This window comes from Caulobacter sp. 602-2, from assembly GCF_011043625.1.
Classification (GTDB): Bacteria; Pseudomonadota; Alphaproteobacteria; order Caulobacterales; family Caulobacteraceae; genus Caulobacter.
Genome location: NZ_JAAKGT010000001.1, coordinates 314933 through 338773, shown reverse-complemented (window position 1 = coordinate 338773; position 23841 = coordinate 314933). Strand labels below are relative to the sequence as shown.

The following is a 23841-nucleotide window of genomic DNA, read 5'->3' as shown; positions in this document are numbered from 1 at the left end:
TCAACCCACCTTCTCGGTGACGATGAAGGTGGTGTCGGCCAGGGCCTGGAACTCGGCGGCGATCGCCTGCATCGTCTCGCTGGCCACGTCCGCCCCGAAGGCGTCCATGTCGGCGACGTCGATGATCTCCACGTACTGATAGGGCGGCGGCGCGTCGGTCCCGAGCAGGGCCGCCGAGCGGAAGACCTCGAACTTGTCGATGGACTTGAGGCCGTTGACGGTCGGCAGGTCGCGCTCCTTGGCCCAGGCTTCGTAGTCGGCGACCGAGACGCCGGGCTTCAGGTTGAACAGGGCGACAATCCGCGTGACGGCCATGAGGCGCTCCCTCCGTTGCGGCCAGGGCGCCGCCGTGAAGATTTGGAGGCCGCACGCTGGAGCGCCGCACCGAAAGGCGCGAGCGCCGCGAGCGAAGTGACCGCCTACTGGAGAAAGCCCTATGCCCGCACCTGACGACTTCCGCTGGCCGGACGGTTCGCGCCTCGCCCTGTCGATCGTCGTCAATGTCGAGGAAGGCGCCGAGCACAACATCCGCGACGGCGACAAGGGCCCCGAGCCGGTCGACGAGCTGGGCGCGGTTCCCAAGAAGCCGATGCGGATGCACGGCAGCGAGAGCAACTATCTGTACGGCATCAAGGCCGGCGCGCCGCGTATCCTGCGGATCCTGGACCAGCACGGGATCGAAGCCACCTGGACGGCCGCGGCCCTGGCTCTCGAGCGCGCTCCCGAACTGGCCGCCGCCATCCGCGCCCGCGGCGACGAGGTGGCCGCCCACGGCTATCGCTGGACCCACCAGTTCTGGATGGATGAGGAGAAGGAGCGCGAATTCATCGCCAAGGCGGCCGACTCGATCGAGCGCACGATCGGAACCCGGCCGTCAGGCTGGCTGTCGCGCTACCTGCACACCGACAACACCCGCCGCCTGATCACAGAGGCGGGGTTCAGCTATCACATGGACGACTATTCCGACGACTTCCCCTTCTGGGACCGGGTCGAGACGGCGGACGGGCAAACCAAGCCGATGGTCATCCTGCCCTACGCCATGGACTCCAACGACATGAAGTTCTGGCTGGCCCCGTCGCTGACCGCCAAGGATTGGCTGGACTACGCCGTGGCCACCTTCGACGAGCTGCACGCCGAAAGCCAGGAGGTCGGCGCGCGGATGATGAGCCTCGGCCTGCACCTGCGGATCATCGGCCGTCCGGGCCGCATCGACGCCTTCCGCAAGTTCCTCGGCTACGTGACCGCCCAGGAGGGCGTTTGGATCGCCTGTCGGAGAAAAATCGCCCAGGCGTTCGCTGAGGCCGTGCCGATAGGCGATTGACGCCTATGACCTTTCGCTCGCTGCTCTTCGTGCCCGGGACGCGCCCGGATCGCTTCGGCAAGGCGCTGGACGCCGGCGCCGACGCCGTCTGCATCGACCTGGAGGACGCCGTTCCGCCGGCCGGCAAGGCCGAGGCGCGCGCCGCCGCCCTCGCCTTCCTCAGCCAGTTGCACACCGCCGTGGTCGGCCTGCGGATCAACGGCGTGCGCACCCTGGAGGGCCTGAAGGATCTCGTGGCCCTGGTCGAGAGCGACGCCCGCCCCGCCTTCCTGATGATCCCGAAGGTCGCCGCACCGGAAGATCTGCTGACCGCCGGCGAGATCCTGCCGGGCCTGGCGCTGTGGCCGGTGGTCGAGTCCGCCGAGGGCGTACGCCGGGCCTTCGAGATCTGCGCTGCGCCTGGCGTGGCCGGCGCGCTCTTTGGAGGCGCCGACCTGTCGGCCGACCTCGGCTCGACCATGGACTGGGACGCCTTGCTGCTGGGCCGGGGCACGCTGGTCGCCGCCTGCGGCCGGGCAGGCGTCGCTTCGCTGGACGTGCCGCACCTGAACATCGCCGATCCCGACGACCTGACCGCCTCGACCCTACGGGCCAAGGCTCTTGGTTTCACGGGACGGTCCTGCATCCACCCGGCCCAGGTGGCCGCGGTCAACGCCGCCTACACCCCCTCGCCCGCCGAGATCGAGCGCGCCCGGCGCGTGGTCGAGGCCTTCGACGCCGCCGGCGGGGCCGCCGCCCTGCTGGACGGCAAGCTGATCGAACTGCCGGTCATCCGCGCCGCTCGGCGCATTCTCGACCGCGCCTGAAATCCTAGGAGACACCCATGTCGCAGAACTGGAAAGAGGTCGGTCCTCAGCGCTATCGCGAGACCTTCGGCCGCTATTTCGAGGACTTCATCGTCGGCGACGTCTACGAACACCGCCCCGGCAAGACGGTGACCGAGTACGACAATCACCTGTTCACGCTGCTGACGCTGAACACCCACCCGATGCACTTCGACGCCGAGTTCGCCAAGGCCTCGGAGTTCAAGAAGAACCTGGTGGTCAGCCCCTACACCCTGGCTTTGCTGATCGGCATGAGCGTGACCGACGTCTCGCAGAAGGCCATCGCCAACCTCGGCATGGACGAGGTGAAGTTCAGCGCCCCGGTGTTCGCCGGCGACACGATCTATGGCGAGAGCGAGGTGCTGGCCAAGCGCGAGAGCAAGTCGCGTCCCGGCCAGGGCATCGTCACGATCCTGACCACGGGCATCAACCAGGACGGCACGGTCGTCTGCACCTTCAAGCGCAACATGCTGATCCCGGCGCGCGGCCACGCCGTCGAGGACAAGGTCGGGAACTACTGACGATGAGCGAGATCTCGGAAGCCGACGAACGCGCCATCCTCGACGCCATCGACAAGTGGCTGGAGAAGAAGGTCGCCCCCGTGGCGATGCAGCTCGAGCACGACGACGAGTATCCCCATGCCCTGGTCGAGGACATGAAGGAGCTGGGCCTCTTCGGGGCCCTGATCGACCCGGAGTACGGCGGCCTGGGGCTGTCGGCCCTGACCTATTCGCGGATCGTCACCAAGATCAGCGCCGAGTGGATGAGCCTGACGGGCGTCTTCAACTCGCACCTGATGATGGCCATGGTCGTCCAGAAGTTCGGCACGCAGAAGCAGAAGGACTTCTGGCTGCCCCGCTTCGCCAGCGGCGAGATGCGCGGGTGCCTGGGCCTGACCGAACCGGACGCCGGAACCGACCTGCAGGGCATCCGCACGGTCGCGCGGCGCGACGGCGGCGACTATGTCGTCAACGGCGCCAAGACCTGGATCACCAACGCCATCGAGGGCCACGTCTCGGCCCTGCTGGTGAAGACCGATCCCGAGGCCCAGCCGCGCCACAAGGGGATGAGCATGCTCATCACCCCGAAGATCGATCCCGAGACCCGCGCGCCCATCGCCGGCGTCAGCAACGGCCGCAAGCTGGAGAAGCTGGGCTACAAGGGCATCGACAGCGGTGAATTCATCTTCGAGGACTATCGCTGCGACGCCGAGCTGTGCCTGGTGGGCGGCGAGGAAGGCCAGGGCTTCCTGATGGCCACCGGCGGCCTGGAGATCGGCCGCATCAACGTCGCCGCCCGCTCGGTCGGCATCGCCAAGCGCGCGTTGACGGAAAGCGTCAAGTACGCCCAGGTCCGCAAGACCATGGGCAAGCCGATCGCCCAGCACCAGGCGATCCAGCTGAAGCTCGGCGAGATGGGGGCCAAGACCCGCGCCTCGGAGCTGCTCGTCGAAGACGCCGCCAAGGCCTATGACCGCGGCGAGCGCGTCGACATGGAAGCCGGCATGGCCAAGTACTATGCGTCAGAGACGGCGCTGTACGTCGCCACCGAGGCCATGCGCATCCACGGCGCCTACGGCTATTCGAAGGAATATCCGATCGAGCGGCTGTTCCGCGACGCCCCGCTGATGTGCATTGGCGAAGGCACCAACGAGATGCAGCGGATCATCATCGCCCGCCAGCTCGTGGCCCGGAACCCGGTCTGATGGCTAACGTTCGCCGCCCGCTGGCCGGGATCAAGGTGCTGGCCGTCGAGCAATACGGCGCCGGCCCCTACGCCACCCAGCTGATGGCGGAACTGGGCGCCGAGGTCGTCAAGATCGAGGCCCCGGCCATGGGTGGCGACGTCAGCCGCGCCACCGGTCCGTTCTTTCTGGGAAGCGCCGACAGCCAGTTCTTCCAGACCTTCTCGCGGTCGAAGAAGTCCATCGCGCTCGACATCAAGACCCCCGAGGGCCGCGCGGCCTTCGAGGGCCTGGTGGCGCAGGCCGACATGGTGGTCGACAACCTGCGCGGCGACCAGCCGGGCAAACTTCGTCTTACCTATGACGACTTGAAGGGCGTCAACCCCGCCATCGTCTGCGGCCACCTCTCGGCCTACGGGCGCGGCAACAGCCGGGCCGGCTGGCCAGGCTACGACTATCTGATGCAGGCCGAGGCCGGGCTGATGAGCCTGACCGGCGAGCCGGATGCACCGCCGGCGCGGCTGGGCGTGTCGATGGTCGACTTCATGACCGGAACCATGCTGGCCTTCGGCGTGGTCAGCGCCCTGCTGTCGGCGCAGACGACGGGACAAGGCTGCGATGTCGACGTCTCGCTGTTCGACGTGGCTCTGCATCAGCTCTCCTATCCCGCCGTCTGGGCGATGAACGAGGGCTACAAGGTCCAGCGCCTGCCGCGCGGCGCCCATCCGTCGATCGCGCCTTCCCAGGCGGTGAAGACGGCCGACGGCTGGGGCCTGGTCATGTGCCAGACGCCGAAGTTCTGGGAGGCGCTGTGCGACCTGGCCGGCGCCGCCGCGCTAAAGGCCGATCCGCGCTTCGCCGACATCCCCAGCCGGCATGCCAACCGCCCGGCGCTGAGCGAGGCGATGGACGCCCTGTTCGGGACGCGCACCACGGCCGAGTGGACCGCCTTGCTAGGCGGGAAGGTGCCGTTCGCGCCGATCCTCGAGATGATGGACGCGCTGGACAACCCGTTCGTGGCCGAAGTGGGCATGCGCGACGTCGTCGCCCATCCTGACCGAGCGGAAGGCTTGGCCATGCTCGCCTGCCCCGTGAAGATCGACGGCGAACGGATGCCGGGAGCACGGGCGCCCAAGCTCGGCGAGCATACGAACGAGATTCTGGGAGCTGCTTCGTGAAGCTGGAAGGCGTCCGCGTTCTCGACCTGTCGTTTTTCCTGCCGGGGCCGATGCTGACCCTGATGATGGCCGACCACGGCGCGGACGTCTTGAAGATCGAGCCGCCCGGCGAAGGCGATCCGGCCCGCGAGATCGGCTATCGCAAGAACGGGACGAGCGTCTGGTTCCGCAACACCAGCCGCGGCAAGCGCAGCCTGCAGGTCGACCTCAAGTCGGCCGAGGGGCGCGCCCTGTTGCTCGACCTGGCCGCCGAGGCCGACGTGGTGGTCGAGGCTTTCCGGCCGGGCGTCATCCAGCGGCTGGGCTTCGACTACGAGGCCGTGAAGACGCGCAATCCTGGCATCGTCTATGTGGCCATCTCGGCCTTCGGGCAGACCGGCCCCTATCGCGACCGGCCCGCTCACGACATCGCGGTGCAGGCCCTGGCCGGCATGGTCTCGCTGAGCGAAGGCTTCGACGGCAAGCCGACCCCGCCGAACATGCCCGCCGCCGACGCCCTGGCCTCGCTGACCGCGCTGTCGGGCGTGCTGATGGCCCTGCTGCGGCGGGAGAAGACCGGGCTTGGCGACTATGTCGACGTGGCCATGTTCGACAGCGTGCTGGCCTGGACGCCCAACGTCACCGGCAAGATCTTCGCCACGGGCGAGGCCCACGTTCCCAAGGACGAGCGCTCGTGGGGCGGCAACGCCATGTACGGCCTCTATGAGTGCGCCGACGGAGCGTGGATCTGCCTGGGCGGCTCGGAGGTGAAGTTCGCCCGCAACCTCTTGGCGGGCCTGGATCGCCTGGACCTGTTGCCTTATGCCGAACTTCAGCCCGGTCCGGGCCAGGAGCCGCTGCGGGCCTTTCTGCGCGAGGCGTTCGTCACCAAGACGCGAGCGGAATGGGAAGCCTGGTTCGAGGGCCGCGACGTCTGCTTCGCGCCCGTGCGCACCCTGAAGGAAACTTTCGAGGATCCGGCCCTGGAAGCTCGCGGCATGCTCTCGCGCGACGCCGAGGGGAACGAGATCGTCGGGACCCCGATCCTGTTCTCGAACGAGCCGGCGGCCATTGATCCGGTTCCGCCCGCGTTGGGCGCAGGGCCGGCGGGGTGGCGGGACCGGTAGCTCTCCTTTGCAAACCGCCGTCCCTCTTCTCCGAGCATCCCCGCGCAGGCGGGGATCCAAGCCGAGCCCGGAGATGATCCGCAGCCGCTTTCCATCCTGAAAGTCAGATTGGACCCCCGCCTTCGCGGGGGACATCGGATTGAAGGGAAAGACTGGATCCAGCCCAAACCCCAAAAGCTCGTCGTCCCAGCCAGAGCGCCGGGACGACGAGCAAGTCGGAAGAGGAAGACGTCAGGAGCCCGTCCGCTCGCGCTCCATCTGGGCCAGCAACATGGGCCCGGCCTCCATCAGCAGGAACGCGCTGGTCAGCAACAACAGAACACGCATCAGCATGGCGGCTCTCCTGTGTCGCGGACCATCCCCCCGGAAGGTCCGCGAACGGAAGGCTGTACCCGTCCGCTCCAGGCGCGGCGGGGATTTCGCGTTTGTTCGACTGGCGAACAGCCGGGCCGTTGTCCGCTGTGCGCGCAAACCCGAACGCCAGGCCCGAGAGCGGCGGGCGCCGCTGCTAGCGTCGCCGCATGATCGCCGCGCAAGCCCTCGTCGACCACGCCCTTTCCCTCCGTTGGGACGCCCTGCCGGACGCCGTGCAGGCCGACGCCCGACGGCTGCTGCACGACGCCGTCGCCGTCTGCGCCTCTGGAGCCGGCGCGGCCTATTCGGACGCCATACTGGCCGCCGCGCACGGCTGGGGCGGTGAAGGCGACGGCCTGGTGCTGGGTCGCCCCGGCGTGCGCCTGCCGCCGGCCCAGGCCGCCTTCGTCAACGCCTTCCAGCTGCACGGCCAGGAGTACGACTCCGTGCACGAGAAGGCCGTGCTGCACCCGCTGCCGACGATCGTGCCCGCCCTGATCGCCGAACTGGACCGCTCGGGTCCCTATTCCGGCGAAGAGGTGCTGGCGGCCATGGTCGCCGGTGTCGACGTCGCCATCGCGCTGGGGGTTGCTGCAACGACCGCCCTGCGCTTCTTCCGGCCGGCGACGGCGGGGGTTTTCGGCGCGACGGCGGCCCTGGCGCGGTTGAAGCGCCTGCCGCGCGAGACCGCGATGGACGCCATGGGCTACGCCCTGGCCTTCAGCAGCGGCACCATGCAGGCCCACACCGAGGGCAAGCCCGCCCTGCCCGTCCAGGTCGCCGCTGCGGCGCGGTCGGCCCTGCAGGCCATCGACGTCGCCGAAGCCGGCCTGCCCGGTCCGCGCGACTGGCTGGAGGGACCGTTCGGCTACCTGCCGCTGTTCGAGGCCGGGTTCGATCTGGCGCCCGTGCTGGCCGACCTGAAGGAGCGGCGCCGCATCGCCGAGGTCGCCTGCAAGCCCTTCCCCACGGGACGCGCCTGCCACGGGGGCCTGGTGGCCGTACGCAAGCTTGCGACCGAGCACGGCGTTACACCCACAGATCTCGTCAGCCTGACCTATGCCGCGCCCCCGCTGATCCGCCACCTGGTGGGCCGCGTCGCCAAGCCGGAGATGGACACGGCCTATGCGCGTCTGTGCCTACCCTACCTCGCCGCCGTCATGCTGACACGCGGCCGCGTGGGCCTGGACGACTACACGCCTGAGCGCCTGAACGAGCCGGACATCCTGGCCCTAGCCGCCCGCATCGTCGTCGAGAGCGACGGCAATCCCGATCCCGCCGCCTTCGTGCCGGCCCACGCCGTCGCTCGCCTGAAGGACGGCCGCGAGATCGTGCTCGACGTCACCGCCCAGCTCGGCTCGCCTGAGTTCCCCATGAGCCGCGAAGAGCACCTGGAAAAGGCCCGCTCGTGCCTGGCCTTCGTCGGCATGGAGGCCGTCCACGGCCCGCTGACCGATCTCTTCGACCGCTTCGACACCCTGGCCGACGCCCGCGAGGCCTTCCTCCTCGCCAGCGGCGGCTGAACGCGCCCAAGGTATCCATGCCCCACCAGACCTACTGGCAGTCGCTCGACTACCCCGCCATCGTCGCCGACCATCCGATCGGCGACGACTTCACGCGCTTCGCCACCACCACCACCCGCGACGAACTGCGCTGGCGACAGAACCGCCTGTTCCTGCGCTGCGTCGAGCGTGCGTGGAAGACGCCCTTCTATCAGCGCCTGTGGGGCGCCGCCGGGATCCAGCCTGGCGACATCCGCTCGCTCGACGACCTGCCGCGCCTGCCCAGCTTCGACAAGTCCGACATCATGGCCTCGCTGGAAGCCAGCCCGCCGTTCGGCGACTTCGCAGGCTTCGAGGGCTATCCCGAAGGACAGCGGCCGCCGGTGATGCTGCACACCACCTCGGGCACCACGGGCTCGCCCCAGGTGCTGCTGTTCGGCCCCAAGAGCCGCGAGGTTCAGAACCTGCTGCTGGCCCGCAACTACCTGTTTCAGGGCTTGGCGCCGGACGACGTGGTCCACTCGGTCTACGGCCACGGCATGATCAACGGCGGCCACTATGTGCGCGAGGCCGTCACCCGCTGGACCAGCGCCGTCTTCCTGTCGGCCGGCACCGGGGTCGAGACCCGCTCGGCCCAGCAGGTCGAGGTGATGAAGCGGTTCAAGGCCAGCGTGCTGGTCGGCTTTGGCGACTATCTGAAGAAGCTGGCCGACACGGCGCTGGAGATGGGCATAGAACCCGGTCGCGACATTCCCGTGCGGCTGATCTCGGCGCACCTGGGCCGCGAGGACCGGGCGGCGATGGAAAAGGCCTGGGGCGGCGCCAAGTGCTTCGACTGGTACGGCGTGGGCGACACCGGCCTGATTGCCGGCGAGGGCCCCGACCGCGACGGCCTCTATGTGCACGAGGACGCCCACTACCTGGAGGTCTGCGACATCGACACCGGCGCGGCCGTGGCGCCGGGCGAGTTGGGCGACATGGTCGTCACCTGCCTGTTCAAGGACGACCTCTATCCGCTGATCCGCTTCAACACCCACGACGTGACGCGAGCGATCCCCAAGCCTTCGTCGATCGACGTGGTGTTCCAACGCATCGAGGGGTTCCTCGGGCGGTCGGACAACATGGTCAAGATCCGCGGGATCAACATCTTCCCGCAGGGCGTGGGAGCGATGCTGGAGCATGCGCCGGCCTTCGCAGGCGAGTTCATCTGCCGCGCGCGACGCGACACGACCGGCCGCGACAGCTTCGCGGTGACGGCGGAGACCACGGCGGATACGGCTGAATGGCGCGACATCGCGGCGTTCTACGGCGAAATCCTCAAGCGCAAGATCGGCATCGAGGTCGAGGTCGAACTGGCCCCGAAGGGCGCGACGGCGGGCCTGACCCAGATCGACGTGCGCCAGAAGCCGATCCGCCTGATCGACGAGCGCTACTGAGGTGGCGGGCTTTTCCGATCCCGTAGTCGCGGCCGGCGTCGCCGGCCTGCCTGGGCTCTACACGGCCGGGATCAGCCCGGTCGACGTCACCGAGGCCTATCTCGCGCGGATCGAGCGCCTGAACCCGGCGATCAACGCCGTGGTCGAACTCGATACCGCCGGCGCCCGGGCCGAGGCCCGGGCCAGCGCCCGGCGTTGGGCGGCCGGAGAGCCGCTGTCGCCGATCGACGGCGCGCCGATCGCCGTGAAGGCCAACATCGCCGTCGAGGGCCTTGCCCACACCGCCGGGATCAAGGCCTACGCCCGCAACGTCGCGCCGGCCGACGCGGCCTGCGTGGCGCGCCTGCGGGCGGCCGGAGCGGTGATCCTCGGAACCCTGAACATGCACGAGGCCGCGCTGGGCGCGACCAACGACAACGTCTTTCTGGGTCGCTGCGAGAACCCGCACCGGGCCGGCTTCACGCCGGGCGGATCGTCGGGCGGCTCGGCGGCGGCCGTAGCGGCGGGGCTGTGCGCCGCCGCCCTGGGCACCGACACCATGGGCAGCGTTCGCCTGCCGTCGTCCTATTGCGGCGTGGTCGGCTACAAGCCGGCCTTGGGCGCGATCGCCACCGACGGGGTTACGGCCCTGTCCTGGACGCTGGACCATGTGGGCGTACACGCCCGCTCGGCAGCCGATGCGGCGCTGGTCGCCCAGGCCTGCGGCGTCGAGGAGACCGCTGCGCTGGACGACAGGCCGCTAGCGGTGCTCGACCTCGACGGCCTGGTCGCGCTGGAGCCGGCGGTCGCCGAGGGCTTTGCGCGGACGCTGGACGATCTGGCCCGCGCCGGCTGGCGGTTTGAGAAGCTCCAGATCGACGATCTGGATCTCGGAGCGCTGCGCCGTTCGGGCCTGCTGATCAGCGAGGTCGAGGGCGGCGTCGAGCACCGCCACGCCCTGGCGCTGGACCCGGAAGGCTTCACGCCGCAGCTGCGGTCATTGCTGGCCTGGGGCGCGCGCCAGACGCCCGCCAAGCTGGCCGAGGCCTATCGCCTTCTGACTGAGACGAGACGAAAAATCATAGCCGCGACAGCACCATATGCCGGCATTCTGACACCGACGACGCCGCAGCAGGCCTTCGCCTTCGGCGGCGCGGTCCCGGCTGGCCAGGCCGACCTGACCGCGCTGGGAAACGTGCTGGGGGCGCCGGCCTTCGCCCTGCCCAGCGGCGAGGCTGGCGGCCTGCCGCTGTCGCTGCAGGTCATCGGTATGGCCGACGGCCCTACCCAGGCGCTGGCCGCGCGCCTGGCTGAAGCTCTGCCGCCCGCATCCGTTCCCGAGGCCTTCCGATGACCACTTTTGTCGACGGGGCGCTGGCCCTCGCCATCGACGGCGACGTCGCCACCCTGGCCTTCGACCGGCCCGCCAAGCGCAACGCCATCGCCCTGGCCATGTGGCTGGCCCTGCCCGAGGCCTGCGCGGCCTTCACGGCCTCCGCCGCCAAGGTGCTGATCGTCACCGGTCGCGGCGGCCATTTCGCCGCCGGCGCCGACATCGGCGAGTTCGAGGCCGTCTATGCCACGTCGCAGAGCGCCGCCGACTACAACGCCGCCGTCGCCGGCGGGGTCGGCGCGATCGCGGGCCTGGAAAAGCCCGTGCTGGCGGCCATCGAGGGCGCCTGCGTCGGCGGCGGCCTGGCGATCGCCCTGGCCTGCGACCTGCGGATCGCCGCGCCGAACGCGCGCCTGGCCATCACCCCGGCCAAGCTGGGTCTCACCTACAGCCTGGAAGACACCAAGCGCCTGGTCGACGCCGTGGGGGCTTCTGCCGCCAGGGACATCCTGTTCACGGGCAGGCTGCTGGGCGCTGACGAGGCTCTGCGGCTTGGCTTGGTGGATGCGGTGGAAGCCGACACCCATGCCGCCGCGGCGACCAAGGCGGCCGAGATCGCGGCGGCGTCGCAGCGCTCCGTCCGGGCGATCAAGGCGACGATCCGGGCGATCCTGGCCGGCGCCGTCGAGGACGACGCGGCCACGCGCGCGGCCTTCGTGGAGTCGGTATCGGGGCCTGACTTCATCGAAGGACGCTCGGCGTTCCTGCAGAAGCGCAAGGCCGTGTTTCCGGAGCGCTAGAGGTCATGCGTCCTTCGAGGCTCGCCCTCGGGCTCGCACCTCAGGATGAGGAAATCACTGCTCTGAGATCCTCATCCTGAGGCGCCCGCGCAGCGGGCCTCGAAGGACGCAAGGCGCTCAGCGCGCCAGTTCGACCAGTTCGTACCAGGTCTGCATGTAGCCGCCGACGCCGCCCTTCACGAAAAGCGAGTCCTCGTCGGCGGTGACCCACATGTCGTAGGTCGGGTGCTCGCCGTCCTTGCTGACCATGCCGCCGTCCTCGCCCAGGAAGCGGAAGTGACGGCAGGCGAAGGTTCCGGCCGGCGTCGTGGCTTCCTCCTCGCCGAGATACTCGAGCGTGATGCTGCTCTCGACGATCTGCGGCGGCGTGGCGCCCCGGTGGTCGACCGACGGCAGGAAGATGCGCAGCTTGCGCTTGTGCGGCCCCTTGGCGATGTCCATCACCTTGCAGATGTAGGCGTCGCCGATGATCGGGTGGGTGCCGAAGCCGTCGAAGAAGCCGTTGGTCGGCATCTTCTGCGACAGCCGACCGATCGACGGACCGTGGCTTTCGCACTCGATGAAGTCCTCGGTGAACCGGAACCAGCCCGAGCCCATGAACCGGTCGCCGACCGTCAGGCGCAGATGCAGGTCCATCGGCCGACCGTGCTCGTCGAGCGAATAGATGGCGTCGCGCAGGACGGTGGGATCGGGCTCGTCGATCTCGCACTGGGCGCGGATCGTCACCTTGCCGTCGGTGTGGCGGGTCATGGTGAAGTGCTCGCGGCCCCGCTCCTGCCCCTCCCGGCCCGGCTTGCGCGAGGTGTAGAGGATCTTGCCGCGGATGGTCTGGTGCTTCATCGCCCCGCCCCTCAGAAAGCCGCCAGGCCGGTGATCGCCCGGCCAAGGATCAGGGCGTGGACATCGGCCGCGCCTTCGTAGGTGTTGACCGTCTCGAGGTTGGCGGCGTGACGCATCACGTGGCTGGCGCCGGAGATGCCGGCCCCGCCGTGGATGTCGCGGGCCTCGCGGGCGATGATCAGCGCCTTGCCGCAGTTGTTGCGCTTGAGAAGGCTGATGGCTTCCGGAACCCAGTCACCGGCGTCGAGGCGACGACCCAGCGCCAGTGCGCCTTCGAAGCCCAGGGCGATCTCGGTCTGCATGTCGGCCAGCTTCTTCTGGATCAGCTGTCGGGCGGCCAGCGGACGACCGAAGACGACCCGGTCGGCGACATAGGCCGCGCTGGTCTCCAGGCAGAAGCGCGCCGCGCCCATCGCGCCCCAGGCGATGCCGTAGCGAGCCTTGTTCAGGCACGAGAACGGACCGCGCAGGCCCTTCACGTTCGGCAGCATGGCGTCTTCCGGCACCAGCACGTCCTGCAGCACGATCTCGCCGGTGATCGAGGCGCGCAAGCTGAGCTTGTCGTCGATCTTCGGGGTGGAGAAGCCTTCGGTCCCGCGCTCGACCAGGAAGCCGCGGATGTCGCCGTCGAGCTTGGCCCAGACCAGCGCGACGTCGGCGATCGGGCTGTTGGTGATCCACATCTTGGCGCCGTTCAGCAGGTAGCCGCCGTCCACCTTGCGAGCCACGGTGCGCATCGAGCCTGGATCCGAGCCGCCGTCGGCCTCGGTGAGGCCAAAGCAGCCGATCAGCTCGCCACGCGCCATGCCCGGCAGCCACTTGCGCTTCTGCTCTTCCGAGCCGAAGGCGTAGATCGGGTACATGACGAGGGAAGACTGCACGCTCATGGCCGAGCGGTAGCCGCTGTCGACGGCCTCGATCTCGGCGGCGGCGAGGCCATAGGCCACGTGGCTGACGCCCGCGCCGCCGTACTCGTCGGGCAGGGTCGAGCCCAGCAGGCCAAGCTGGCCCATCTCGGTCATGATCTGGCGATCGAAACGGCCGTCGGCATAGGCGGAGACCACGCGCGGCAGCAGTTGCTCCTGGGCGTAGTCGCGCGCGGCGTCGCGGATCAGGCGCTCGTCCTCGGTCAGGCGGGCGTCGAGCGCGAGCGGGTCTTTCCAGTCAAAACCGGCGACTTGAGGGGCGGCGTCGAGGGGCATGGAAGGCTAGTCCTCCGGCGGCCGCAAATGACCGCACAGCAATTGATCTGAACTTCCGCCTTTCTAGCCGGGGGCCTCGCGCCTACCCCGGTCGCCGCTGGATTTGACCGGGAGGCGATTAGGTTGATGGGCCAAGTGGGCGGAAGAACGCTCGTCGAGAAGGTGATCGCCAAGGCCGCGGGCCTGCCGGACGTGCGCGCCGGCGACCTCGTGACGGCCAAGGTCGATCTGGCCTTCGCGCACGACAGCAGCGGCCCGCGCCGCTGGCGTCCGCTGCTTGAGGAGCTGGGCGTGGGCCTTTGGGACCCGTCCAAGGTGGCGATCGTCTCGGACCACTACGTGCCGGCCGTCGACGCGGAATCGGCGGCGATCCTGAAGACCACGCGCGACTTCGCCCGCGACTATGGCGTCGCCAACTTCTTCGACATGGTCGGCATCTGCCACCTTGTCCTGCCCGAACACGGCCTGATCCGTCCGGGCGCCTTCATCGCCGGCGGCGACAGCCACACGCCCACGGCCGGGGCTTTCGGGGCCTATGCGGCCGGATACGGCGCCACCGACATGGCCGCCATCGCCGCGACCGGCGAGACCTGGCTGGCCGTGCCCGAAACGATCCGCGTCGAGTGGAGCGGAAGCTTCGCACCCGGCGTCACCGCCAAGGACGTCATGCTGTTCCTGTGCCGGGAACTGGGCATGGACAACGCCTTCAAGGCGGTGGAATTCGCCGGCCCCCTCGTCGAGGCCATGCCGATGGCCGAGCGCATGGTGCTGGCCAACATGGCCGCCGAGCTGGGCGCCGAGACCGGCGTCGTCCCGCCTGACGCCGTCACCTTCGCCTATCTGGCCGAGCGCGGCGCGCCGGTCGTCGACCAGACCTCAGCCCTGGCCCTGCACTCGGACGCCGACGCGACCTACGCCGCCGTGCACCGCTTCGACGCCGCCGATCTGGTTCCGCAGATCGCCGCCCCGCACTCGCCGGCCAACACCCGCGACGCGACCGAGTTCTCCGAGGTCCGCATCGATCAGGCCTATATCGGCGCCTGCGTGGGAGCCAAGATCGAGGATCTGCGGATGGCCGCCGACGTGCTGAAAGGGCGGCGCGTGGCCCCGGGCGTGCGCCTGCTGGTGGCCCCGGGTTCGGCCCGCACGGCGGAACTGGCCGCCCGCGAGGGCGTGATGGAGACTCTGCTCGCGGCGGGTGCGGTGCTGATGCCGTCGGGCTGCGGCGCTTGCGCCGGTATGGGTGCGGGGATCCTGGCCGAGGGCGAAACCTGCATCTCCTCGACCAATCGCAACTTCCAGGGCCGCATGGGCCATGCGGGGGCCAAGGTCTATCTCGGCTCGCCCTACGCCGTGGCCGCCGCGGCGGCGGCCGGCCGCATCGTCGATCCCCGCCCTTTCCTGACGGGAGCCGCCTGATGTCCCGCGCCTTCGTCTTCGGCGACGCTGTCGACACCGATCTCCTGGCCCCCGGCAACCTGATGAAGCTGCCGCCGGCGCAGTTGGCCCAGCACTGCCTGCGGGCCATCGCGCCGGACTTCGCCGCAACCGTCCAGCCCGGCGACGTGGTGTTCGCCGGCGCCAATTTCGGCCTCGGCTCGTCGCGCGAGCAGGCGGCCGTCTCCCTTCGACTTCTTGGCGTCTCTGCGGTGCTGGCGACCTCGTTCGCCCGCATCTTCTACCGCAACGCCATCAACCTCGGCTTGCCGGCCTTCGTGTTTCCCCAGGTCGGCGAGGTGAGCGACGGCGACCGGATCCAGCTGGATCCGGTCGCCGGACGTCTCGAGAACATCACCACGGGCAAGGTCTACGCCCTGACGCCGATCCCGCCGCACCTGATGGCGATGATCGAGGACGGCGGCCTGATCCCGCACCTGAAACGCCGCCTGAAGGGAGCCGCCGCATGAGCCTGCGCGACCGCCTCGCCCAAGACACGCCGCTGCTGGCCCCCGGCGCCTATGACGCCCTCTCGGCCCTGCTGATCGAGCAGGCCGGCTTCGAGGCGATCTATCTCTCCGGCGCCTCGATCGCCTACACCCAGCTGGGTCGGCCCGATATCGGCCTTGTGTCGTTCGATCATGTCGCCGACGTGGTGGGCCGCGTGGCCGAGCGTGTGAAGCTGCCGCTGATCGTCGACGGCGACACGGGGTTCGGCAACGCCGTCAACGTGCAGCGCACTGTGAGGATCTTCGAGCGCATGGGCGCCTCGGCCATCCAGCTGGAAGACCAGACCTTTCCCAAGAAGTGCGGTCACCTGGCCGACAAGAGCCTGGTTCCGACCGCCGAGATGGCCGGCAAGATCCGCGCGGCGCTAGACGCCCGGGCCAGCGATCAGACCCTGATCATCGCCCGCACGGATGCGATCGGGGTGGAAGGCTTCGAGGCCGCGCTCGACCGCGCCCACGCCTATGTCGAGGCCGGCGCCGACGTGCTGTTCGTCGAGGCCCCGCGCACGATCGGCGAGATGAGCGCCATCGCCCATGCCTTCGCCGGAAGGGTTCCGCTGCTGGCCAACATGGTCGAGGGCGGCAAGACCCCGCTGCTGGATGTGAACGAGCTGGGCCGCATCGGCTTCAAGCTGGTGATCTCGCCCGGCGCCCTGGTGCGCGCCCTGGTGCCGACGGCCGAAGCGTTCCTCGCCAGCCTGAAGGCCAATGGCGCGACCCGTCCGTTCGCAGAGCGGATGATCGACATGGGCGGCGTGAACGACCGCATCGGCCTTGCTGATATGGCCGCCACCGGCGCGGCCTACGCCGCCGGGTGAGTCTGGAGGCGTTATCGATGCAGGCCGATCCCAACCTCTACGACCACTGGCCCTATCGCGACCGGCCCAAGATCGTCTGGCCCGGGGACAAGAAGCTGGCCTTCTGGATCGCGCCGAACATCGAATATTACGAGTTCGATCCGCCGAAGAACCCGCAGCGCCCCGGCTGGCCCAAGCCCTCGCCGGACGTCGTCGGCTACTCCCAGCGCGACTGGGGCAACCGGGTCGGCCACTGGCGGCTGATGGAGCTGCTCGACAAGTACGGCATGCGCGGCTCGATCTCGCTGTCTGTGGGCCTGCTGGACCACCATCCAGAGATCATCGAGGCCTGCGTGGCGCGGAACTGGGAGTTCTTCAGCCACGGGATCTACAACACACGCTATTCCTACGGCATGGACGAGGCCCAGGAGCGGGCCGTGATCGAGGACTCGATCCGCTCGGTCGAGGCCGCCACCGGCCAGCGCATCCGCGGCTATCTGGCCCCGGCCCTGACCCACACCGAGAAGACCTTCGACCTCTTGGCCGAAAACGACTTCTGGTACACCTGCGACCTCTTCCAGGACGACCAGCCCCAGCCGGTGAAGACCAGGACCGGCAAGCTGATCTCGATGCCCTATTCGCTGGAGGTCAACGACGTCATCACCTACGGCGCGCTGTCGATGAGTCCCTGGCGCTATGCCGACGTCCTCAAGCGCCACTTCGACCAACTGCTGGAGGAAGGCGAGAAGTCGGGCACGGTGATGTGCATCCCGCTGCACGCCTATCTGGTCAGCCAGCCGCACCGCATCCGCCCCTTCGAGGACGCCCTGCGCCACATCGCCGGCCACGACGAGGTGTGGATCACCACGGCCCGCGAGATCGCGCAGCACTATCGCGACCACTACTTCGACCAGACCGTGGCTGACATCGCCGCCCGCGGCCTCGCCACGCCCGGAACGGGGTTCGACCATGCCGCTGCCTGACGAACACCTGATCTATCCGCACCGCTCCTACGGCATGGACCAGGACCGCTACGCATGGCGGCCGGTCACGCAGCGCGCACCGATCGCCCTTCCCGGCGGCGCGGCCGTTACGGCGATGATCGTCGTGCCGATCGAGCACCATCCGCTCAATCCGCCGGGCAAGCCGTTCAAGCATCCCGGTGCCATGGTCACCCCCTATCCGGACCTGCGCCACTACACGACGCGCGACTACGGCAACCGGGTGGGCGTCTACCGCATCCTGGACGCATTGAAGGCGGAGGGGGTGAAGGCGACCTTCCCGATCAACGCCGACCAGCTGGAACGGCTGAAGCCGCTGGTCGAGGCGATCCTCGCCGAAGGCCACGAGATCGCCGCCTACGGCCTGTCGACCACCCACATCCATTGGGGCGGGCTGGATCGTGAGACGGAAGCCGCCTGGGTGGCCGAGGTGCGCGCGCGGTTCGACGCGGCGGGCCTTGCGCCCCGCGCTTGGCTCAGCCCCGCCCGCCAGCAGTCGTTCGCGACGCTGGACCTGATCCGCGCCGCCGGCTTCGACATCTGCCTCGACTGGGAGCAGGACGAGGTTCCGGTGGCGATGAAGACCGACGCTGGCGAAGTGATCGGCCTGCCGCTGTCCAACGAACTCGACGACCGCGCCCTGATGATCGACCGCCGCCAGAGCGAAGACGAGTGGGCGATCCAGGTCCTGGAAGCGGCCGACTATCTGGCTCAGGACGCCGATCGGTTCGGCGGGCGGGTGCTGGGCTTCACGCTGACGCCGTATGTGACGGGGCAACCGTTCCGGATCTCGGCCCTGCGGCGGTTGCTGTCGGGGCTGGGCGAGATCGGCGTGACGGCGATGACGGCGAGCGGGATCGCGCGCTAGCCTGCGGCGGCCCCCTCAGTCGCTCCGCGACAGCTCCCCCATAGGGGGAGCATCTGCGGCGTAGATCCTCCCCCGCTGGGGGAGGTGGCCCGGAGGGCCGGAGGGGATCAGCGCAGGATCAGCCCCATCGCGATGTCGTCCTCGAACGACCCGTCCGGGAACCGCCCGCGCTTCTCCAGCCGACCTTCCACACGAAACCCCAATCGCTCGTAGAGCTGTATCGCCCCGGCGTTGCCTGCGCCGGCGTTCAACTCCACCCGCACGATCGGCGGGTCCATCGCCCGTGCGGCGGCGAACAGCGCTTGGAACAGGGCCGAGCCGACGCCCCTGCCCCGCCAGTCGGGATGCACGGCCACCGTCAGGTCGGACAGCACGTGGGAAAACAGCTTCACCGGAATGCGCACGGCGTGGATCTCGCCGATGACGACACCGCCTTGGTCGACCGCCACCAAGCCCACGCCGTCGGCCAAGGCTTCACCGAGGATGCGGGCGACATAGGCGTCGGTGATCTCTTCTGGCCGCCGGGCGATGCCGCCTGGGATAGTTGCGGTCGCGCGATGCACCGCGACCACGGCCGCCACGTCATCCGTCGTCGTCGGGCGGATCGAGAAGATCATCCGTCCCTCTGGAATGGATAGAAGCCGCCGCCGAGGTCGAGGATGGCGGTCAGTTCGTCCAGCGCCTCGCGGCTTTCGACCAGCAGGGCCGGATCGGCGAGATCGGCCGGCGCCAGGCGGTCGCGATAGCGGCGCGTTCCCCAGTCGGCGAGCCGCTCGTGCAGGGTTGCGTCGAAGCGCTGGGCCGGATTGGCGGCGGCCAGTTCTTCGTCGGTCAGCACCACCCGCAGCCTCAGGCAGGCCGGACCGCCGCCGTTGCGCATGCTCTGGCGGACGTCGGCGTACTCCACTCGGCCGATCGGACCATTGGACGCGACCAGGCCCTCGGCGACCGCGCGGGCGCGGGGATTGTCGCGAGTCTCGCCGGGGGCCAGCAGAACCAGGCGATCCTCTCCGGGCAGGACGAGAAGCTGGGAGTTGAAGAGGTAGCTCTTGACCAGGTCCTCGATCGGCAGGTCGGCCTCGGAGACCTCGACGAACACCGGCTCGAACAGGCCCTGCGCGGCGCGGCGAACATCGGCTTCCATGCCGGCTCGGTCCTCGAAGGCGGCTTCGTGGAAGAACAGGGTCTCGCGCGTGCCGACGCACACCACGTCGTTGTGGAAGGCCCCGCCGGCGATGGCGCGGCGGCCCTGGCGGGGAAAGACGGCGCGAGCGGTGGCGTGGCGGCGCTGGATCGCCTCAAAGGCCTCACGGGTCTGGCGGGCCGGATAGGCGCCGCTCCAGTGCTCCCAGGCCTCGCGGCCCCAGACGAAGAGGTTTACCCCGCTCGCGCCGTGATCGGCGCAAAGCCGCACGTGGTTGGCCGCGCCCTCGTCGGCGAAGTGGGGCTGACCAGGCAGCGGGTCGTGGACGGCGAAACGGGTCTCGTCCGGGAACAGGCGGCGCAGGGCGCGGGCCGTCTGCTGGCCTTCCAGGCTGCGGTGCAGGTTGGTCAGCAGGTTGGCGGGCGTGAAGTGCACGCGGCCGTCCGCCGTATCGGCGCTGGGCGTGACGGTGGCGGCGTTGGCGGCCCACATCGGCGAGGCCGAGCAGGCGGCGGCGGCGAGGGCCGGGGCGGTCTTCCAGGCGATCTCGATGACCTCGGCGTCGGAGCCGGAAAACCCGATCGACTTCAGGAACGCCACGGCCGGCCGCTCGTGCGGCGGCAGCACGAACTGGGGCACGCCCCAGCCGGCCAGACGCCGCATCTTCGACAGCCCCTCCAGCACCGCCGCGCGCGGGTCGGAAATCTGGCCGGCGTTGACCTGACTGGCGATGTTGCCCGGCGACAGGCCGACATAGGAGTGGGTCGGGCCGACCAGGCCGTCGCAATTGGCCTCCAGCGCGAAACTCACGGGCGCAGGCCCTTGATGTCGCCGGTGGTGTCGAGCACGGCCCCGGCCTCGAAGCTGGCGACTGGATAGGCGCAGTAGTCGGCGGCGTAATAGGCGCTGGGTCGGTGGTTGCCCGAGGCTCCCAGACCGCCGAAAGGCATGGTTCCGGCCGCGCCGGTGGTCGGACGGTTGAGGTTGACGACGCCGGCCCGGATACGGGCCAGGAACCGGTCCCACAGGGCCGGGTTCTCGGTCACCAGGCCGGCCGACAGGCCGTAGCGGGTGGCGTTGGCGGCGGCCAACGCCTCGTCGAACGAGCCAACGCGGCGCACCTGCAGGACCGGCGCGAAGATCTCTTCGTCCGGCACGTCGACGCCAGTGACGTCGATCAGGCCCGGCGAGACGAAGGCGCTCGACAGCCCCTCGATGCGGCCAGGCTCCAGCAGTCGCCGGCCTTCAATGCGACCGGCGGCGGCCAGGGCGTGGCCGGCGGCGCGCTCGGAGATCAGCGGGCCCATGAACGGCTCGGCGCCGTTCCACGGCCCGATCGACAGGCGCGGAACCAGCGCCAGCACGGCGTCGATGATCGCTTGCCCCTCGGGTCCGTCGGGCACGATCAGCCGGCGGGCGCAGGAGCAGCGCTGACCGGTGGTGATGAAGGCCGACTGCGCCACCAGGGCCGCGACGGCGGCCGGATCGCCGGCCTGCCAGGCCACCAGCGGATTGTTGCCGCCCAGTTCCAGGGCCAGGATGACGTCGGGCCGGTCGGCGAAATGGCGACGGAAGAAGGTTCCGGCCTGGGCCGAGCCGGTGAACAGCAGGCCGTCGATCTCCTGATCGATCAGCGCCTGGCCGACCTCCCGCCCGCCCTGCACCAGGTTGACGACGCCGGCCGGCACGCCGGCGGCCTCCAGCGCCTCGACCAGCAATTGGCCGGCCAGGGGCGTCTCTTCCGAGGGCTTGAAGACCACGGTGTCGCCCGCCAGCAGGGCCGGCACGATATGGCCATTGGGCAGATGGCCGGGGAAGTTGAACGGCCCCAGCACGGCCATCACGCCATGCGGCCGGTGACGCAGCACCGCGCGGCCGAAGGGCATGGCGTTCTCGGCCACGCCCGTGCGCTCGTCATAGGCCTTGATCGAGGCGTCGACCTTGCCGGCCATCGAGCCGATCTCGGCCTTGGTCTCCCACAGCGCCTTGCCGGTCTCGCGGCTCAGGGCCTCGGCGTAAGCCGCCGTACGCTCGACCAGCACCTCCTTGTAGCGGCGCAGGATGGCGATGCGCGCCTCCCGCGGCAGGTCGGCCCAGGGGTGGAAGGCTTTGCGGGCAGCGGCCACCGCCGCCTCGACATCGGCCGACGAGGCCGTCGCCTCGCGCCAGACCACCTCGCCGGTCGCCGGATCGGTGGAGACGGCTTCAGCCCCCTGCCCGCTCTTCCAGACGCCGTCGATGTACACGCCGCTCATGCCTTCACCCGCACATGATCGCCTTCGCCCACGCCGAGCGCATCGGCCGTCGCGCGATCCAGAATCGCCGCCTCGCCATCGATCAGCACCGCCGCCCGCACCGCCCGGAAGCGGGCTACGTCGGTGCTCGAGATCAGGGCCTCTTCGCCGAACGCGTCTTCGCCCAGCTTCACCCGCAGGCGCTTGGCGTCACGGACGGTGCGGATGTCGTCGCGCGGCGCGGCGACGGTGGGGCCGGCGTCGAACAGGTCGACGAGGCCCTGGTAGCGGAAGCCTTCGCGCTCCAGCATGGCCCGGGCGGCCTCGCCGTCGCGGTGCACCTTGCCGATCACGTCGCGCGCGGCCGGCGCCAGGAGTTCGGTATAGATCGGGTGACGGGGCGCCAGATCGAGGATGAACTGGCCGTTGGTCGAGGCGCTCATCAAGTCGGCCTGGTCGAATTCCAGCCGGAAGAACTTGCTGGCCAGGTGCTCCCAGAACGGACAGCTGCCGTCCTCGTCGAACCAGCCGCGCAGCTCGGCCAGCACCATCTCGGAAAACCGCTGCGGCTCGATACCGATCAGCATGTAGCGCGACTGGGCCAGCAGCCGCCCCGCCCCGCCCTTGCGCTTTTCCGGCCTCAGGAACAGTGAGCCGACCTCCGACCAGCCCGCGCATTCGTTCACCAGCACCAGGGCCTTGTGGTCGAAGCGCATCTCCAGCACGGGCGACGACTGGGCCAGGGTCACGACGCGGAACGAGAAGAACGGCCGCTTGACGCCGACGGCGGCCTTGACCCCGGCCACGCCGTCGATGACCCCGGTCTCCAGGTCTTCCAGCATCAGGGTGTACCAAGCCTCCAGCGGCGCAACGCCGGCCTGGAAGCTGGCTTCCGACAGAGCCAGGCGCTCACGCAGGGTGGGCTCGTCCTCGGGCAGGCTGGTGAAGCCCCGCCCCGACAGCTGCGCCAGTTCCATCAGGGAGTCGAAATCCGCCGATCCGGCGGGACGCACGACGAGCATTCAGAGGGTCTCCGGCATGGCGGCCATGGCCGCGCGGATCGCGTGGGCGTCAATGTCGCCGCTCGCCAGTTTCATCAGGGTCAGGGCCGACAGCTGGGCGCGCTCGACGAAGCTGGCCGGCCAGGCGTGTTCGGCCTCGCTGTGGATGTCGCCGCCGCGCACGCCCAGGCTGTCGATGTTGGGCAGGCCCGAGGCGAACAGGTTGTTGCCTTCGCAGACGCCGCCGGAGGGCTTCCAGGCGATGTCCTGGCCCAGCAGCGCGCCGACCTCCTTCACCGCGCCGAACAGTCGTTGCTGGGCGGCGTTGAACGGCTTGGCGCCGCGCGTGATGCGGCCGTGCAGGTGGGCGTGCAGGCCATCCGATGTGGTGGAGGCCACGACGGCGGCGATCTCGCTCTCCAGCCAGGCGGCGTCCGCGGCCGAGGGAAAGCGGACGTTGAAGCGCAGCACCGCGATGTCGGGCACCATGTTCAGCGGCGCGCCGCCGTCGATCTTGGCGATGTTCAGCGTCACGCCCTCGCGCTGGCCGTTCAGCGCATGCAGCGCCTGGGCCAGCCGTGCGGCCTCCATCACCGCGTTTCGGCCCGAGGCGAAGTCGCGGCCGGCATGGGCGGCGCGGCCGTGGACCACGATATGGAAATTGCCCGAGCCCTTGCGCACGCTGGCAAGCGCTCCGTCCGCCAGGGCCGGCTCGTAGGTCAGGCCCACGTGGCCCAGGCGCGCGAAGTCGGACAGGACGGGCCCCGAGGCGATCGAGCCAATCTCCTCGTCGGGCGAGATCAGCACGCGGTAGCCGAGGTTGGAGGCCTTGGGATGACGCTCGAACGCCTCAAGCGCACCCAGCATCACCGAAAGGCCGCCCTTCATGTCGGCGATGCCGGGACCATGCAGGGCGCCGTCGGGGCGGGTGCTGACGGTCTGGAAGCCGGAGGGTTCGGGATAGACCGTGTCGTAGTGGCCGGTCAGCACGACCTGAACAGCTGCTTCGGGGCGCACCACGACGGCGATGGCCGGCGGATGGGTCTGTTCGACCTGGCGACCATCGCTGGCGATCTCGGGCGAGGCGGTCAGTGGCACCTCGGCCGGCGCCGCGGGCAGCGCGGAAAAGGCCTCGACCAAGGCCCGTCTCTGCCGTTCCAGGCCCGCGATGTGGCGGCTTCCCGAGTTGATGGCGCACCAAGCGACGGCCCGGTCGATCATCCGGGGCCCATCGGCGGCCAAACTCCCCAGGACAGCCCGATCTTCGTCGTCGATCCGCATGGATTCGCTG

23 protein-coding genes are annotated in these 23841 nt (G+C 69.5%); 15 read left to right on the top strand and 8 right to left on the bottom strand.

Translation table 11 applies throughout. The features are described 5' to 3' along the window. On the bottom strand, positions 1-315 hold the full coding sequence (locus G5B46_RS01515; protein ID WP_165255454.1) for an REDY-like protein HapK: 315 nt from the start codon (positions 313-315) through the stop codon (positions 1-3). Positions 316-436: 121 nt separating this feature from the next. Between G5B46_RS01515 and G5B46_RS01510 the strand changes: the two genes are divergently transcribed. The 10 genes from G5B46_RS01510 to G5B46_RS01465 all read left to right on the top strand — a co-directional run bounded on the left by G5B46_RS01510 (position 437) and on the right by G5B46_RS01465 (position 11517). Further along, positions 437-1321, top strand: a complete 885-nt coding sequence (locus G5B46_RS01510) for a polysaccharide deacetylase family protein (RefSeq protein ID WP_165255453.1) — start codon at positions 437-439, stop codon at positions 1319-1321. Positions 1322-1326: 5 nt separating this feature from the next. Next, positions 1327-2127, top strand: a complete 801-nt coding sequence (locus tag G5B46_RS01505) for a CoA ester lyase (protein WP_165255451.1) — start codon at positions 1327-1329, stop codon at positions 2125-2127. A gap of 17 nt (positions 2128-2144) precedes the next feature. After that, positions 2145-2666, top strand: a complete 522-nt coding sequence (locus G5B46_RS01500) for a MaoC family dehydratase (protein WP_101715660.1) — start codon at positions 2145-2147, stop codon at positions 2664-2666. A 2-nt stretch (positions 2667-2668) separates the two neighbouring features. Beyond that, entirely contained in the window at positions 2669-3850 is a 1182-nt protein-coding gene (locus tag G5B46_RS01495; protein WP_165255449.1) for an acyl-CoA dehydrogenase family protein, read from the top strand. Further along, on the top strand, positions 3850-5007 hold the full coding sequence (locus G5B46_RS01490; RefSeq protein ID WP_165255448.1) for a CoA transferase: 1158 nt from the start codon (positions 3850-3852) through the stop codon (positions 5005-5007). The genes G5B46_RS01495 and G5B46_RS01490 overlap by 1 nt, the downstream gene beginning before the upstream one ends. Beyond that, a complete protein-coding gene (locus G5B46_RS01485; protein ID WP_165255446.1) occupies positions 5004-6113 on the top strand; it encodes a CoA transferase in 1110 nt (369 codons plus the stop codon). The genes G5B46_RS01490 and G5B46_RS01485 overlap by 4 nt, the downstream gene beginning before the upstream one ends. Before the next feature lie 521 nt (positions 6114-6634). After that, positions 6635-7990 (top strand): MmgE/PrpD family protein, encoded by a 1356-nt coding sequence (locus G5B46_RS01480; RefSeq protein ID WP_165255444.1) that lies wholly within the window; start codon positions 6635-6637, stop codon positions 7988-7990. Positions 7991-8007: 17 nt separating this feature from the next. Continuing rightward, the gene (locus G5B46_RS01475; protein ID WP_165255443.1) at positions 8008-9405 is read left to right on the top strand and encodes a phenylacetate--CoA ligase; all 1398 of its coding nucleotides are present in this window, start codon (positions 8008-8010) and stop codon (positions 9403-9405) included. Position 9406: 1 nt separating this feature from the next. Then, the gene (locus G5B46_RS01470) at positions 9407-10738 is read left to right on the top strand and encodes an amidase (RefSeq protein ID WP_165255441.1); all 1332 of its coding nucleotides are present in this window, start codon (positions 9407-9409) and stop codon (positions 10736-10738) included. Continuing rightward, positions 10735-11517: an enoyl-CoA hydratase-related protein gene (locus G5B46_RS01465; RefSeq protein ID WP_165255440.1), complete on the top strand. Its 783-nt coding sequence runs from the start codon at positions 10735-10737 to the stop codon at positions 11515-11517. The genes G5B46_RS01470 and G5B46_RS01465 overlap by 4 nt, the downstream gene beginning before the upstream one ends. Before the next feature lie 117 nt (positions 11518-11634). Here the strand turns inward: G5B46_RS01465 and G5B46_RS01460 are convergent, their stop codons facing one another. Together G5B46_RS01460 and G5B46_RS01455 are read right to left on the bottom strand one after the other, a co-directional pair. Continuing rightward, positions 11635-12357, bottom strand: a complete 723-nt coding sequence (locus G5B46_RS01460) for a DUF3108 domain-containing protein (RefSeq protein WP_165255438.1) — start codon at positions 12355-12357, stop codon at positions 11635-11637. Positions 12358-12368: 11 nt separating this feature from the next. After that, entirely contained in the window at positions 12369-13559 is a 1191-nt protein-coding gene (locus G5B46_RS01455) for an acyl-CoA dehydrogenase (RefSeq protein WP_165255436.1), read from the bottom strand. Positions 13560-13685: 126 nt separating this feature from the next. On the opposite strand from G5B46_RS01455, the gene G5B46_RS01450 reads away from it, so the two are divergent. Genes G5B46_RS01450 through G5B46_RS01430 form a run of 5 tightly spaced genes read left to right on the top strand, consistent with a single transcriptional unit; the run spans position 13686 to position 18171 of the window. Then, positions 13686-14978, top strand: a complete 1293-nt coding sequence (locus G5B46_RS01450; RefSeq protein WP_165255435.1) for an aconitase/3-isopropylmalate dehydratase large subunit family protein — start codon at positions 13686-13688, stop codon at positions 14976-14978. Further along, positions 14978-15466, top strand: coding sequence for a 3-isopropylmalate dehydratase (locus tag G5B46_RS01445; protein ID WP_165255433.1), 489 nt, complete (start codon positions 14978-14980; stop codon positions 15464-15466). Before G5B46_RS01450 ends, G5B46_RS01445 begins: the two co-directional genes overlap by 1 nt. Next, complete coding sequence (locus G5B46_RS01440) at positions 15463-16323, top strand: isocitrate lyase/phosphoenolpyruvate mutase family protein (RefSeq protein WP_165255432.1); 861 nt, start codon at positions 15463-15465, stop codon at positions 16321-16323. The genes G5B46_RS01445 and G5B46_RS01440 overlap by 4 nt, the downstream gene beginning before the upstream one ends. A gap of 17 nt (positions 16324-16340) precedes the next feature. Then, the gene (locus G5B46_RS01435; RefSeq protein WP_165255430.1) at positions 16341-17285 is read left to right on the top strand and encodes a polysaccharide deacetylase family protein; all 945 of its coding nucleotides are present in this window, start codon (positions 16341-16343) and stop codon (positions 17283-17285) included. Beyond that, a complete protein-coding gene (locus tag G5B46_RS01430; protein WP_165255429.1) occupies positions 17272-18171 on the top strand; it encodes a polysaccharide deacetylase family protein in 900 nt (299 codons plus the stop codon). The genes G5B46_RS01435 and G5B46_RS01430 overlap by 14 nt, the downstream gene beginning before the upstream one ends. 107 nt (positions 18172-18278) lie before the next feature. Here G5B46_RS01430 and G5B46_RS01425 read toward each other — a convergent pair whose 3' ends face one another. Genes G5B46_RS01425 through G5B46_RS01405 form a run of 5 tightly spaced genes read right to left on the bottom strand, consistent with a single transcriptional unit; the run spans position 18279 to position 23831 of the window. Next, entirely contained in the window at positions 18279-18788 is a 510-nt protein-coding gene (locus tag G5B46_RS01425) for a GNAT family N-acetyltransferase (RefSeq protein WP_165255427.1), read from the bottom strand. Continuing rightward, positions 18785-20125, bottom strand: a complete 1341-nt coding sequence (locus G5B46_RS01420) for an N-succinylarginine dihydrolase (RefSeq protein ID WP_165255425.1) — start codon at positions 20123-20125, stop codon at positions 18785-18787. The genes G5B46_RS01425 and G5B46_RS01420 overlap by 4 nt, the downstream gene beginning before the upstream one ends. Further along, on the bottom strand, positions 20122-21570 hold the full coding sequence (gene astD / locus G5B46_RS01415) for a succinylglutamate-semialdehyde dehydrogenase (RefSeq protein WP_165255424.1): 1449 nt from the start codon (positions 21568-21570) through the stop codon (positions 20122-20124). The genes G5B46_RS01420 and astD overlap by 4 nt, the downstream gene beginning before the upstream one ends. Beyond that, positions 21567-22571: an arginine N-succinyltransferase gene (locus tag G5B46_RS01410; protein WP_165255422.1), complete on the bottom strand. Its 1005-nt coding sequence runs from the start codon at positions 22569-22571 to the stop codon at positions 21567-21569. Before G5B46_RS01410 ends, astD begins: the two co-directional genes overlap by 4 nt. Continuing rightward, positions 22572-23831 (bottom strand): hydrolase, encoded by a 1260-nt coding sequence (locus G5B46_RS01405; protein WP_165255421.1) that lies wholly within the window; start codon positions 23829-23831, stop codon positions 22572-22574. It abuts the gene before it with no gap. Positions 23832-23841 lie beyond the last annotated feature (10 nt).

Bases quoted from the DNA above. Each gene is read 5' to 3' on its own strand.
- G5B46_RS01410 (WP_165255422.1), bottom strand. From the start codon at position 22,571: ATGCTCGTCGTGCGTCCCGCCGGATCGGCGGATTTCGACTCCCTGATG.
- G5B46_RS01445 (WP_165255433.1), top strand. From the start codon at position 14,978: ATGTCCCGCGCCTTCGTCTTCGGCGACGCTGTCGACACCGATCTCCTG.
- G5B46_RS01455 (WP_165255436.1), bottom strand. From the start codon at position 13,559: ATGCCCCTCGACGCCGCCCCTCAAGTCGCCGGTTTTGACTGGAAAGAC.
- G5B46_RS01405 (WP_165255421.1), bottom strand. From the start codon at position 23,831: ATGCGGATCGACGACGAAGATCGGGCTGTCCTGGGGAGTTTGGCCGCC.
- G5B46_RS01505 (WP_165255451.1), top strand. From the start codon at position 1,327: ATGACCTTTCGCTCGCTGCTCTTCGTGCCCGGGACGCGCCCGGATCGC.
- G5B46_RS01450 (WP_165255435.1), top strand. From the start codon at position 13,686: ATGGGCCAAGTGGGCGGAAGAACGCTCGTCGAGAAGGTGATCGCCAAG.
- G5B46_RS01495 (WP_165255449.1), top strand. From the start codon at position 2,669: ATGAGCGAGATCTCGGAAGCCGACGAACGCGCCATCCTCGACGCCATC.
- G5B46_RS01440 (WP_165255432.1), top strand. From the start codon at position 15,463: ATGAGCCTGCGCGACCGCCTCGCCCAAGACACGCCGCTGCTGGCCCCC.
- G5B46_RS01425 (WP_165255427.1), bottom strand. From the start codon at position 18,788: ATGATCTTCTCGATCCGCCCGACGACGACGGATGACGTGGCGGCCGTG.
- G5B46_RS01490 (WP_165255448.1), top strand. From the start codon at position 3,850: ATGGCTAACGTTCGCCGCCCGCTGGCCGGGATCAAGGTGCTGGCCGTC.
- G5B46_RS01435 (WP_165255430.1), top strand. From the start codon at position 16,341: ATGCAGGCCGATCCCAACCTCTACGACCACTGGCCCTATCGCGACCGG.
- G5B46_RS01460 (WP_165255438.1), bottom strand. From the start codon at position 12,357: ATGAAGCACCAGACCATCCGCGGCAAGATCCTCTACACCTCGCGCAAG.
- G5B46_RS01500 (WP_101715660.1), top strand. From the start codon at position 2,145: ATGTCGCAGAACTGGAAAGAGGTCGGTCCTCAGCGCTATCGCGAGACC.
- G5B46_RS01465 (WP_165255440.1), top strand. From the start codon at position 10,735: ATGACCACTTTTGTCGACGGGGCGCTGGCCCTCGCCATCGACGGCGAC.
- astD (WP_165255424.1), bottom strand. From the start codon at position 21,570: ATGAGCGGCGTGTACATCGACGGCGTCTGGAAGAGCGGGCAGGGGGCT.
- G5B46_RS01510 (WP_165255453.1), top strand. From the start codon at position 437: ATGCCCGCACCTGACGACTTCCGCTGGCCGGACGGTTCGCGCCTCGCC.
- G5B46_RS01475 (WP_165255443.1), top strand. From the start codon at position 8,008: ATGCCCCACCAGACCTACTGGCAGTCGCTCGACTACCCCGCCATCGTC.
- G5B46_RS01515 (WP_165255454.1), bottom strand. From the start codon at position 315: ATGGCCGTCACGCGGATTGTCGCCCTGTTCAACCTGAAGCCCGGCGTC.
- G5B46_RS01430 (WP_165255429.1), top strand. From the start codon at position 17,272: ATGCCGCTGCCTGACGAACACCTGATCTATCCGCACCGCTCCTACGGC.
- G5B46_RS01480 (WP_165255444.1), top strand. From the start codon at position 6,635: ATGATCGCCGCGCAAGCCCTCGTCGACCACGCCCTTTCCCTCCGTTGG.